The organism is Hymenobacter qilianensis (genome assembly GCF_014489555.1).
GTDB lineage: Bacteria > Bacteroidota > Bacteroidia > Cytophagales > Hymenobacteraceae > Hymenobacter > Hymenobacter qilianensis.
Window position 1 is genome coordinate 1435402 of sequence record NZ_CP060784.1, and the last position, 12005, is coordinate 1447406.

13 protein-coding genes and 1 pseudogene are annotated in these 12005 nt (G+C 56.1%); 3 read left to right on the plus strand and 11 right to left on the minus strand.

Going from position 1 to position 12005, the window contains the following annotated elements; all coding sequences use genetic code 11:
* Positions 1 to 14: 14 nt before the first annotated feature.
* From H9L05_RS06545 to H9L05_RS06550, 3 genes are all read right to left on the minus strand, one after another.
* Positions 15 to 722 (minus strand): SDR family oxidoreductase, encoded by a 708-nt coding sequence (locus tag H9L05_RS06545; protein ID WP_187733498.1) that lies wholly within the window; start codon positions 720 to 722, stop codon positions 15 to 17.
* 168 nt (positions 723 to 890) lie between these two features.
* A complete protein-coding gene (locus H9L05_RS23295; RefSeq protein ID WP_223284776.1) occupies positions 891 to 1244 on the minus strand; it encodes a cyclomaltodextrinase C-terminal domain-containing protein in 354 nt (117 codons plus the stop codon).
* Position 1245: 1 nt separating this feature from the next.
* Complete coding sequence (locus tag H9L05_RS06550; protein WP_223284777.1) at positions 1246 to 2799, minus strand: alpha-amylase family glycosyl hydrolase; 1554 nt, start codon at positions 2797 to 2799, stop codon at positions 1246 to 1248.
* A gap of 358 nt (positions 2800 to 3157) precedes the next feature.
* Between H9L05_RS06550 and H9L05_RS06555 the strand changes: the two genes are divergently transcribed.
* The 3 genes from H9L05_RS06555 (at position 3158) to glgP (ending at position 5406) form a co-directional block, all read left to right on the plus strand.
* The gene (locus tag H9L05_RS06555; RefSeq protein ID WP_187733499.1) at positions 3158 to 3610 is read left to right on the plus strand and encodes a ferritin-like domain-containing protein; all 453 of its coding nucleotides are present in this window, start codon (positions 3158 to 3160) and stop codon (positions 3608 to 3610) included.
* Between the two features lie 147 nt (positions 3611 to 3757).
* Positions 3758 to 4267, plus strand: coding sequence for a hypothetical protein (locus tag H9L05_RS23300; protein WP_223284778.1), 510 nt, complete (start codon positions 3758 to 3760; stop codon positions 4265 to 4267).
* Positions 4268 to 4587: 320 nt separating this feature from the next.
* On the plus strand, positions 4588 to 5406 hold the full coding sequence (glgP, locus tag H9L05_RS23305) for an alpha-glucan family phosphorylase (protein ID WP_223284920.1): 819 nt from the start codon (positions 4588 to 4590) through the stop codon (positions 5404 to 5406).
* Positions 5407 to 5530: 124 nt separating this feature from the next.
* On the opposite strand, the gene H9L05_RS06565 is transcribed toward glgP, so the two are convergent.
* The 8 genes and pseudogenes from H9L05_RS06565 to H9L05_RS06600 all read right to left on the minus strand — a co-directional run bounded on the left by H9L05_RS06565 (position 5531) and on the right by H9L05_RS06600 (position 11986).
* Positions 5531 to 6124 (minus strand): arylesterase, encoded by a 594-nt coding sequence (locus H9L05_RS06565; RefSeq protein ID WP_187733500.1) that lies wholly within the window; start codon positions 6122 to 6124, stop codon positions 5531 to 5533.
* A 66-nt stretch (positions 6125 to 6190) separates the two neighbouring features.
* On the minus strand, positions 6191 to 6802 hold the full coding sequence (locus H9L05_RS06570) for a TetR/AcrR family transcriptional regulator (RefSeq protein WP_187733501.1): 612 nt from the start codon (positions 6800 to 6802) through the stop codon (positions 6191 to 6193).
* Positions 6803 to 6877: 75 nt separating this feature from the next.
* Complete coding sequence (locus H9L05_RS06575) at positions 6878 to 7567, minus strand: carotenoid biosynthesis protein (RefSeq protein ID WP_187733502.1); 690 nt, start codon at positions 7565 to 7567, stop codon at positions 6878 to 6880.
* 90 nt (positions 7568 to 7657) lie between these two features.
* Positions 7658 to 9168: pseudogene (gene crtD, locus H9L05_RS26775) on the minus strand (1-hydroxycarotenoid 3,4-desaturase CrtD).
* 214 nt (positions 9169 to 9382) lie between these two features.
* Positions 9383 to 9808, minus strand: coding sequence for an ArsI/CadI family heavy metal resistance metalloenzyme (locus H9L05_RS06585; RefSeq protein ID WP_187733503.1), 426 nt, complete (start codon positions 9806 to 9808; stop codon positions 9383 to 9385).
* Positions 9809 to 9881: 73 nt separating this feature from the next.
* Entirely contained in the window at positions 9882 to 10457 is a 576-nt protein-coding gene (locus tag H9L05_RS06590) for a sigma-70 family RNA polymerase sigma factor (RefSeq protein WP_187733504.1), read from the minus strand.
* Between the two features lie 12 nt (positions 10458 to 10469).
* The gene (locus H9L05_RS06595; protein WP_187733505.1) at positions 10470 to 11537 is read right to left on the minus strand and encodes an ArsO family NAD(P)H-dependent flavin-containing monooxygenase; all 1068 of its coding nucleotides are present in this window, start codon (positions 11535 to 11537) and stop codon (positions 10470 to 10472) included.
* A gap of 23 nt (positions 11538 to 11560) precedes the next feature.
* The gene (locus H9L05_RS06600; protein ID WP_187733506.1) at positions 11561 to 11986 is read right to left on the minus strand and encodes an arsenate reductase ArsC; all 426 of its coding nucleotides are present in this window, start codon (positions 11984 to 11986) and stop codon (positions 11561 to 11563) included.
* Between the last annotated feature and the right edge of the window lie 19 nt (positions 11987 to 12005).

The window sequence follows — 12005 nt, forward strand, 5'->3', positions numbered from 1 at the left end:
TGACTATCAATCATTTAGTAGTCCTGCGTGAGAGGGTGGAGCATGAGCTCATCAACTACTACATGGGGCGGCGCTTCCAAGATGTAGCGTACCGCTTGGGCTACATCGATAGGCCGGAGGTGGGTTTTCTCAGCTTCGGGTCCGTCGGGCTGAGAACCGTTGAAATACGTATCGACCAGCCCCGGATAGACGGTGCTAACCTTGACGCCATGCGGACGCATTTCCTTACGTAGGGCGCTGAGTACGGCATCCTGAGCGTATTTGCTGGCGCCATAAGCTACACCGGTGGCAAAGGTGCGCTTTGAGACATCGGAGGCGATGCCCACAATATGACCGTGGCCTTGCAGCTTAAAGTGAGGCGCGGCCGCTTTGCACACCAGAAAAGTACCCTTCACATTTACGCTGAAGATGCGGTCCCACTCAGCAGCATCCACGTCTTCGAGCAGGTCGAAGCTGCCGACGCCCGCGTTGCAGATAATCATATCGAGGCGGCCGTAGTGGCGCAGGGCCACTTCCACGATGTTCTGGGCATCGTCCTCATCCGATATGTCGGCGGGCACGGCCAGGCCGTTGATTTTGTGGGCGACATCGAGCAGATCGTCGGCAGAGCGGGCCACGCACACCACTTTTGCCCCCTGCATGGCCAGCAGCAACGCAATAGCCCGGCCGATGCCCCGGCTGGCCCCCGTGACGATGGCAACTTTATCGGTGAGGTCGGTCATATCGTTCTGTTAGGTTTAGCTCGCAGAAGGCGCCTGAGACAAAGGCTATTGTTGTAACCTCTTGACCTTTCGCAATATGGGAGTTTCAAGATACAGATCATTAAGCTATATTCTTAGCTATCAATCATATAAATCTCAGCGTCCTCTGCGGGCTAAAAACATCAGAACTTACCGCTTCAACTCCAGCACCCAAGCCGTCTGGGCCGGAATACGCAGCGTTTTCAAGTCTGGTATAGTAGCCCCCGAAACCACGTTGGTTGCGGAGGTAAAACCGGTCAGGCGCTCGGCAAAACGCCCCCCAGCCACGGTTTTATCCTGCTTGTTGGCGTTCATCATCACCATGATTGTTTCGCCCTTATCGTTGTAGCGGAAGTAGGTGTACACGCCATCCTCCGGGATGTAGTGCATGAGCTTACCGCTGTGCAAAGCCGGGTGGGCCTTACGGTAGTTGGCCAGCTTGCTTACCAGCGTAAACACCTCTTGCTCAGGCGCTGTGCGGCCGGCGGCCGTGAATTTATTCACATTATCCCCGGAAAGCCCCCGGAAAGTCGGCGCGCACGAGGCCGTCGGGGTTGGAGAAGTTTTTCATCAGAATCTCAGTGCCGTAATACAGCTGCGGAATGCCGCGACAGGTAAGCAGCCAGGTCAGAGCCATTTTCTGCTTGCTCACGTCTTCGCCCAGCACCGAGAAGATTCGGCTCAGGTCGTGGTTGTCGAGAAAGACCACATTGCGGTTCGGATTCTCATACAGCCAGTCGCTCTGTAGCGTGTAGTAGATCTTGGAAATGCCCTCCGACCAGCCGGCCTCCTTGTTCAGCGCATCCTGAATGGCATAATACAGCATGAAGTCAGTGACGCCGTTCAGGTTGCTCTTGAAGCCATTGACGGCCGGAAAAGCATTGCGCGACCAGTAGGCTTGCTGGGCTACGCCTTCGGCGGCTTGCACCCAGGTTTCGCCAAACATGCCCAGCTGCGGGTACTCGTCCTGAATGGCTTTACCCCATTTCATCAAAAAGCCAGGCTCCGAATAAGGGTATGTGTCGATGCGGTAGCCGTCGAGGCCGGTGTACTCTACCCACCACAGGAAGTTCTGGATGAGGTAGGTGGCCACCAGCGGATTTTCCTGGGCCGGATCGGGCATGGTGGTGTCAAACCAAGTGGTATTGAACAGCTTGCGGTCCTCGGCCGACGCGTAGGGGTCGTTCACGGTGCCGTCGCGGTAGTTACCGCGCGTGAAAGTGGGCCACTGATGAAACCAGTCTTTGGCCGGCTGGTCCAGGTAGAGGTAGTTTTTGCTGCCCATGTGGTTGAGCACCACATCATGAATCACCTTCAGGCCGTTGCGGTGGGCATTGCGCACGAAGTTCACGTAGTCTTCATTGGTGCCGTAGCGGGGGTCCACGGCGTAGTAGTCGGTGAGGGCATAGCCGTGGTAGCTGGCCTTGGGCATGTCATTCTCGACGATGGGCGTGGGCCAGATAGCCGTGACGCCCAGTTCTTTAAGGTAATCGAAGTGGTCTTCGATACCTTTTAGGTCGCCGCCGTGGCGGGCGTACATAGAGTCGCGCGACACGCGGTTTACCATGGTGCCTTTCACCACGTCATTCTTGGGGTCGCCGTTGGCAAAGCGGTCGGGCATGAGCAGGTACACGAAGTCGGCGCTGGTAACGCCTTGTACACGACCAGCTTCGGTGCTGCGGGCGCGCAGCTCGTACTCGTATTTAATCTTTCTCTCGCCCTGAAACTCCAGTGGTAGCTTGCCCGGCTTGGTGTTGGCACTTATGGTCAGATTAACGAGCAGATAGTTCGGATTCTCCAGCTTTTGGGTGCCATCCAGAGTCACGCCGTCGTACTTCAAACTTACTTTGCTGGCGCCGATTTTGGGGCCATATACCAGCAGCTGCAGCTTCGGATTCTTCATGCCCACCCACCAAAACGTGGGGTCGATGCGGGTGATGGGGCCAGCTTTTTTCTTCGATTCAGTGGTTGAGGCTACCTCGGGCCCGGCGATGGCAGCGGCTGAGGTAGCTGCCAGCAAACCAGAGGTGAGCAGAAGCAAAACGCGAATAAATTTCATATGGTTGGCAGGAATAGGCGTGAGTGGGGCAGCAAGGTAAGCACATTCGGAAAGTACGCTAGTGCTAGCGGCTGTCCTTATGGGCACTATTAAGGTAAGAAAAAAGCCCCCACCTGGGCTGGGGGGCTTTTTTGAGTTCTCTAAAACGCTGTGCTCCTGTGGGGTAGCTGGCCCCGGGAAGCATTCCTAATCCCGCGGTCGGGTATTGGGTACTACCTTCTGTTTATGAGCCGGTCAGGAAGACAACTTCCTGCCAGAGCCCTGCTCACCATGCCAACTCTTTCTGCCCGTCTCCGTTTGCTATTTCTACCTGCTTCGTTGGGCATTAACTTATTCTTTACCCTTACTACTCAACACTATGGCTACCGAAACCACCGACCCCATCGACACGCTGCATGAACTGCTGCTCTTCGTAAACGACCGAATCGAAGGCTACAAAAGAGCGGTAGAGGAAACCAAGGACCACGAGCTGCAAGGCTATTATAAACAGCTGGTGAGTCAGAGCCAGCAGTTTGCCAGTGAGCTGAACGGTCATCTACGCAAGCTGGGCGGCGAGCCCGAAACCGGCACCACGCTCAAGGGCAAATTCTACCGCGGCTGGATGGACGCCAAAGCCCTCATCACCGGCTCCGACGAGAAAGCCATTCTGGGCTCCAACGTGTACGGCGAAGAATGGGCCCTGAAAGCTTACCAGGATGCCCTCGACGACAAAACCCTGCCCGCTGCCATCCGTACGGCGGTGGAGCGCCAACTGCATATTTCGGAAAAGACCCACAAAAAGCTCAAAAAGCTAGAGCACAGTCACTCCTAAATCATATCATCCTCCCGATCCTGCCTTACCAGCGGGAGCCGAACAATTGGTTCGGCTCCCGCTTTTTTTGAAACGAAATGCTGACCTTGGCCGCCGCTAAGGCCGAGCTTGGCCCGCCCCCTACCATTTCATTCCGATTTTCCCCTTATGGCATTCAAATTCAACCCGTACACGCCCGCCCCCGAATTTGCCCCCCAGGCCGCGTATTTCTCTATGGAGTTTGGTCTGGACCAAGCCCTTAAAACCTACTCCGGTGGCCTTGGCTTCCTGGCCGGCTCCCACATGCGCTCGGCCTATGAGCTGAAGCAGAACCTGGTTGGCATCGGCATTCTATGGTCGTTCGGCTACTACGACCAAGGCCGCAACGAGGACCAAACCATGCGCGCCGACTTCCGCCAGAAGCATTATTCCTTCCTGGAAGACACCGGCCTCGTGTTTCCCATCATTATTCACGATGTAGAAGTGAAAGTGAAGGCCATGTATTTGGCCCCGACACCTTCGGCACGGCGCCCATGTTCTTCCTCACCACCGATATTCCGGAGAACGACTTCATCTCACGCACCATTTCCCATCACCTCTACGACGCCGATACGGCCGCCCGCGTGGCCCAGTCCATTCTGCTGGGTGTGGGCGGCGGCAAGCTGCTGGATGAGCTAGGCGTGAAGGTTGACACCTATCACCTTAATGAAGGTCATGGTCTGCCGCTGGCTTTTTACCTCTACGACAAGCACGGCCGCAAGCTGGAAGAAGTACAGAAGCGCTTAGTATTCACCACGCACACGCCCGAGCTGGCCGGCAACGAGGAGCACGACATGAAGCTGCTCGCCAAAATGAGCTTTTTCGGTAACGTGCCCGCCGAGGAAGTAACCCGCGTGGCCGGCGTAGAAAATGACCGCCTGAACTACACGCTGACGGCTCTGCGCTTCTCGCGCAAAGCCAATGCCGTATCGAAAGTGCACGGCATTGTGGCCAATCAGATGTGGGGCGAAAATGCCGGCATCTGCCCTATCATTCCCATCACCAACTCCCAAAACGGCACTTACTGGCGCGACCAGGAGCTGCATGAGGCCTTGGCCGCCAACGACGACGTGGCACTGAAAGCCCGTAAGCGCGAGCTGAAAAAGCAGCTGTTTGACATCGTAGCCGACCAAACCGGCACCTTGCTCGACCCCGACGCGCTGACGGTGGTGTGGGCCCGGCGCTTTGCCGGCTACAAGCGCGCCGACCTGATTCTGCGTCACTTTGAGCGCTTTAAGAAGCTGGTTTCCAATCCTGATCGGCCGGTGCAGGTGATTTGGGCCGGCAAGCCGTATCCGAAAGACTACGGCGCCATCAACCTCTTCAACGACATCATCCGACAAACCCGCCCGTTCAAAAACTGCGCGGTGCTCACCGGCTACGAGCTGGCTTTATCCGCGGCTATGAAGAAGGGCTCGGATATCTGGCTGAACACGCCCCGCTTCCCCCGTGAGGCATCGGGTACCAGCGGCATGACGGCCGCCATGAACGCCAGCGCCAGCCTCAGCATCGCCGACGGCTGGATACCGGAGTTTGTGCGCCACGGCGAAAACGGCTTTATCATCCCCCACGCCGAGCTCAACCGCCCCGAGCACGACAAGGACGACTTCGAAGCCGACAGCCTGCTGACGGTATTGGAAAATGAAATAGTGCCCCTCTACTACGACCAGCCCAAGAAATTTCTGGAAGTAGTAAAAACTGGTATGCGCGAAGTTGAACCCACGTTCGAATCGCACCGCATGGCTACGGAGTACTACGAGTTGATGTACAAAGCGTAATTCATCGATGCTTGACAAAAAAGCCCCCCAGAACTAATCTGGGGGCTTTTTTCACATAAGGCTGTCATGCAGAGCGCAGCGAAGCATGACCGTCTATTGAATTCGATTTTGCGCCTTGCTGTGACTAGCTCGCTTGATCTGCAGTTTGAATAACCGTTTGCAATACAGCCCATACATTATTCGCCAGAATTTTATGTCCCTCCGCATTGGGGTGTACGCCATCCGGCAGATTCAGGGCGCGCACGCCGAGCACATTTTGCAGCAGAAACGGCACAAAGGCCACGCTGTTTTTGTCGGCCAGCGTGCGGAAAGACGCTTTGAATTCGGCGGCGTAGCGGCCGTATTGGTGGCTGCCAAAGGCACTTAAGTCGAAGGGAAACTCCAGGCCCACCAGCACGATCTTGGCCTCGGGGTACTTAAGCTTCACAGCGTCCATTATTTCCTGCAAGTTCTGGGTGGTTTCGCGAACCGGAATGCCGCGCAGACCATCATTCGCGCCCAACGCCAGCACAAACACATCGACGGGCTGGCGGGCCAGCACGCTGGCTACGCGGTGCCGGCCACCCGCCGTGGTATCGCCACTCACGCCATAGTTCAGCGCTTTATAAGGCAGCTTCAACGTATCAAGGCGCTGCTGAATCAGGGCGGGGAAAGCTTCGCTGGCGCGTAGTTGGTAGCCAGCCGTGAGGCTATCACCGAAGAAGATAATGTTTTGCATACAACCGGGTTAAGGCGCTGATTACTTGAGCGTTTGCACCACTGCCCGCTATTGGCTGGGGGCTTTTTACAGCTTAGCAAAATGCTTAGACACCAGGCGCAGGCCCGAATCGGTGCACAGGCCCCGCATGTAATAGAAGAACCCGCTACGCATCACTTCTGAGCGGGTGTATTGGTCGGGAGGGAAAAGCTCATGGTTTAAAGCCATATTCAGCATCTCCATTAATATCTTGGTTACCAGCCCAATATCAATATCGTGGCGCAGCTGCTGCTGAATTACTCCTTCCTGTATGAGGTCGCGGAGCATCAGAAAGCCGTAGTTTTTCAAATGATCTTGCATCATATTCCAGGCTTTGGGATGCAGGTGCTGAACCTCGAGCAGGGAACTGCCCGTCACCTTACTGATCTCATTATAGCCGTGCGTACACACTGCTAATAGACGCTCGATGGGTGTCGAGAAATTAGCGAACAATTCCTGGTGCTCCTGTTTTTGCCGCTCCAAATCGTAGGCCATGGCCTGCACGACTAAGTCGTTTTTGTCGCGAAACATGCCATAGAAAGTAGCTGGTGCTACGTGCAGAGCCTCTATCAACTCGCTTTCCGATAATCGGGTGACGCCGTAGCGGGCAAACACTAACTGGGCCTCTTTTAGCAGATTGCTCTTAAAAGTCTGTAACATACTATAGCCACAGGAAAAGCGCGCAATACGCGCGCATTCCTTCATTAACAAGATGATTTCTAATTTTTTATCCTTCTATTTCACCAACCCTAATCCGAAGAAGAATAGTAGCTGCAATAGGTACACAAACGGCACGAGTGCATTACGTTTAGTGAACTGTGTGCGGTTGAAATAAATCTGTAAAATAAATGAAATGATAAACCAGCCCTTAAAATTGAGTAGCGGAATCAGGTCGTATTGCCATTGCCAGAAATCCAGCGGGCCGGCCATGGGCTCAATACAGGCATCGAGGCCCACCATAAGCAGAGCGGCCACCACTGCACGTCCAATGCTAGGCAGCGGCAGGTAACGGGCCAACACGCCAGTGCAATACGTTAATATCCACCAGTTTACGCCAATCAGCAGCGGCACGCCCAATACCTTTATGCCTAGCGTATCGCCGTAGGTATACTGCCCAAATATGTAGCCCGTGTTGATGCCCACCACTTCCACAAAAAAGCCCACCACCATCACTACCAAGCTAAACCAGATAAATGTGGGGCTATGGTCGGGGTGAAAAGCCAGCAGCAACGCCGCTGTCAGTATTAAGTTGAGAGGCGTGAACTGCAGGAAAAAGCTGGGATCCTGGGAAAGCGCCAAGCCCAGAAAGCCCGTGACGTGAAACAGGAGCAGAATGCCCTGAGCTATGCGCAAACGGCGTTGCCCTGGATCGGTGCCCGTAGGCGGCGCGATGGGCAAGCTTTGCGTGGATTCGGAAAAAGACACAGAGGAAGATATTATCAATTAAAACCTAATAGCGGCGATTGGCAGGCCTTGGTTGTGTAGTAGAAGCAGAAACAATGCGTACTGCTTCCATCAGCCCTTGATTAGCTCAGCAGCTATTTTGGCTGAGAGCAAACAAAGCGGAATGCCGCCGCCGGGGTGCACGCTGCCGCCGCAAAAGTACAAGCCCTCCAGTTGGCGTGAAAAGTTAGGATGACGCAGAAAAGCGGCCAGCGCATTATTGGAGCTGCTGCCGTACAAAGCGCCCCCAAAAGATGACGTGCGCTCCTCAATTCCACGCGGGTCCCAGACCCGCTCGGCCCGAATGAGAGGTTCTACGGCAACGCCCAAGGTGCGGGTTATTTTATCAAGCACAGCCTGGCGAGTTTGAGCAATAAGCGCATCCCAATCTTGCCCTTGGTGGTGAGGTACATTCACCATCACAAACCAGTTTTCATGGCCGGCGGGGGCGTCGGGGGGCGTTTTTTTGGACGTCACGTTCACGTACACCGTCGGGTCGGCGCTGACGGTTTTGTGCTCGAAAATGGCTTTAAATTCCTGCTGATAATCCTGGGAGAAGAAGATGTTGTGCAGGTCCAACTCGGCAAACTCGTGGGCGATTCCCCAGTAAAAAATAAGGGCCGAGGAAGAGCGCGGCTGGCTGAGCGTGCGCTCGGGCGCGGGCTGCTTCGGTAGCAGCCGGCGATACGTCGGCACCACATCCATATTGCTGATTACCAGGCCGAAGTCGTACACATCCTGGGGCGTACGCACGCCGGTAACGCGGCCCGTGGCAGTCAGAATTTCCTCTACGGGCTCATTGTAGCGAAACTCCACTCCCAACTCTTCGGCCAGCCCCACGAGGCTTTGGGCAATGCTATAAATGCCCCCACGGGATAAAAAGCCCCAATTCCGTGCTCCAGATGCGGAATCAGGCTAAGGGTGGCGGGCGCCTGATAAGGGTCGGAGCCGTTGTAGGTGGCGAAGCGGTCAAAAAGCTGCACCAGGCGCGGGTCGTTGAAGGCCTTGGCGTGGCGCTGGTGCATGGTGCCCGTAAGGCCCAGCCCCGGCAGCGCCGCTACCGCCCGCAGCACTTCGGGGCTGAGATACGTAGCGGCTTTGTGCAGCGATTTATGCAGAAATGTACTTTCCGTGGCCTCGTAGGCAGAGGCGCTGCGGCGCAGAAAGCTCAGTACGTCGGCAGCCGGCACACCCATTTTTTCTTCTACTTCGGCGGCAAACCTTTCTTCATCGGCCCAGGCTTTCAGGCGCGTGCCGTCGGCAAAAAAGTAGTGCGTAATGGGGTCGAGGCGCTCGTAGCGAAAGTGGTCCTGCGGGTCGCGGCCAGCTAGCCGAAACAGGTCGTCGACGAGTTGGGGCAAGGTGAACAGCGACGGACCAGCATCGAAACGGTAGGCGCCGGGCAGTTCAAACTGGTACATTTTGCCCCCAAACGACTCCTGGGCCTCAAATACCGTGACGGCATGCCCCTTGAGCGCCAGTCGCACGGCTGTAGCAATACCGGCAATGCCCGCCCCGATAATGGCAGCGGGTTGCTTGAGAGAAGAAGCGGAGGTGCGCTTTTTTATGCTGGTTTGCTTCACGCCAATTGGGTGTGTACGTAGCCCTGATGGGCCTAAAAATAGCTGTTCAGCAGCACGCTCCGCCTACGTTGGCGGGGCACGCTGCTGAACTCTACCGCTACTGCACCAGAATTGTTGGTGAGCAGAACTAAATACACCCATCTTAACTCAACACTCTGGCCTTTGGGTTCACCAAAGTGCATCTGGTGGCGCACAAAGTCGGCTGGGGGCTTTTTTACTCTGCTGAAGCATTTTGCGGCTGGGCAGTGGATCGGGCGTTCTGGCCCTCACCGTACACCGTAGCCGAACCGAACGTATAAAAAGCCTCCCAGTCGACGCCCTGTGGGTCCGTAATCCAGCTTTTCTCCGATTTGGCGTAGCAGCAGGTGCACTTGCCTTCTTCGCGGACAGCGGCCTTGGCATTTTTGAGGCGACCATATACTTCGGCTAACTCCTCGGGACTTTCGGCTTGAATGCCAAGGTGCTCAATGCCAGCATTCTCGGGGTGGAGTGAAATAGCGAAGTTGATGCGTGGATCTTCGAGCATCCACTTGGCGTAATCTTCCTTCAACACGGTGGGCGCCGTGCCAAAAAGCGCTGTGTAGAAGGCTACCGATTCAGTGAGGTCTTTGATGCGGACGTTGACGTGGAAGCGTTTCATGGTCGGTTTATGTGGGGTTAGAGGTTAAATTCCCCGTCATGACGACCAGCCCGCTCAAAAGACGCAGACTTTTTTACTTTTTTTCTAACGTCTGTTTGTAGGTCTGCAAGGAGCCACAATCACTCCGAATCGCGAATCCCAGCAAGTGCCCCTGCGCATCCGTTTCGAGCAAACAGCACTCAGTAAATAAGTCCCGTAGCATCTCCCGCCCCCGCTGAATCCGCGACTTCGTGGCCGACAAGCCCAGGCCTAGCTGCCGGGCAATATCCTGCTGCTTAACGCCTTCCACATCAGCTAGGCGCAGGGGCTCGGCATAAGCCGGAGGCAGCAGCTGAATCATTGGCAGAATGTAATCTGCGGCTTCCTGATAGGCTTCGCTTTCCGATTCGGCTTCTACATCAAAGCCTTCATCCAGCGGCCGCAGCCGACGGTTTTTGCGTGCGGCGTCCACAATGGCATTATGGGCAATTTGAAACAGCCACGAGCGGATATTGGCCACCCCGGAGCGGGCCTGACAGAAGCCGTACACTTTCAGCAATACATCCTGCAATAAGTCAGCGGCTTGCGCCTCATCGGGCACACGTTTGCGGATGTAGTTGCGGAGCGCATCCTTATGCGCCAGCCAGAGAGCAGGTACGTCGCAATTCATAGCAGCCAGGAATTAGGAAGGAGTACTAGTAGACAAAAAGTGCTGAATCTCAGTCACGGTGGCCCGGGCCGAACGCCCCACACCAATTAGCGTGGCGGAGGCAAAGCCCGTCCAGCTGCCATAACCTACCAGCCACAGCCCCGGCAGCGCGGTGGCCTGGGTGCCTTCGGTAGCCACGCGCCCATCGGGCTGCAGCACGCCCAGCGGCGCCAGAAACGCCAGCGCCGGGCGGAAACCGGTGCACCAGATCACAGCATCGAAAGCTTCGGCTTCGCCGGTAGACCAGATAACGCCACTCGGGGTGAATCGAACAAACGGCCGCACTGCCTGCAGCACTCCCCGTTTTCGGGCCTCTTTGACCGGATCAACCATTACCACGTCCCCTAAGGAAGGAGCGGGCGCTGCTGCGGCCCCGCCCTGGGCTTGGTAGCGCTGGGTGGCCTGCGTGAACAATACCCGGCCGTCTACGTCGTCCGGCAGAAATCGGGGCTCATACTCTGTCACCCACTTGGTTTGGGCAACCTGCGAGACTTCGGCTAAGATTTGCGCACCCGAGTTGCCGCCACCTACCACCATCACCCGCTTTCCGGCAAAAGGCGCTGGTGTGTGGTAGTGGGCCGAGTGCAGTTGCAGCCCACGAAAATCTGACTGCCCCTGACAGCTCGGAATGTAAGGGTTAGACCACGATCCGGTGGCACAGACCACTGCCCGCGTGTGCCAGGTGTCCTTATCAGTTTCTACTGCAAACCCTTCTGCGTCGCGTCGCACGGCAATTACCCGCACCGGGCGATGTACCGGCAGCTCATAGCGTTGCTCGTACTGAGTCAGGTAATCAATTACAGCGTCGCGGGTAGGATAGCTGTTATCAGCGGGGCGCGGCATCAGCCAGCCCGGCAGCGAACTGACGTCGGCCGGCGAAAACAGCCGCAGCGAGTCCCAGCCGTGGGGCCAAGCACCGCCTGGCTGCGGCTGGTCGTCGAGCAGTACAAATGAGTAGCCGGTTCGGCGCAGATAATAGCCCACCGACAGGCCGCTCTGCCCTGCTCCAATTACCAGTACGTCGCGAAAAAGTGGGTCCATAGAGGGTTACTGAATACTATTGCTTAGCTGAAATAGCGCTGCGTGAAATCCTGAGCGTACGTTTTCACCTGGTCGCGCACGGCCCGAAACTGGTTCAGGATTTCCTCAGGAGTGCCGGTGGCTTTGGCAGGGTCGGGGAAGTTGTGGTGCAGCGTAGTGGCGGAAGATGGAAACACCGGGCAAGCCTCGCGGGCGTTGTCGCAGACGGTGATGACGTAGTCGAACGGCACGTCCGCGTACTCGTCTACATAGTTGCTGGTGTGGTGGCTGATATCCACGCCATCTTCCTGCATCACCTGAATGGCTTTGGGATTGACGCCGTGCGTTTCGATACCGGCACTGTACACGTTGGCTTGCTCGCCCAGATACTTGGTCAGGTAGCCGTGCATGAGTTGACTACGGCAGGAATTGCCGGTGCACAGCACCAGCACGTTTTTCTTATCAGGCATCGTGGCTTTGGTTGAAATA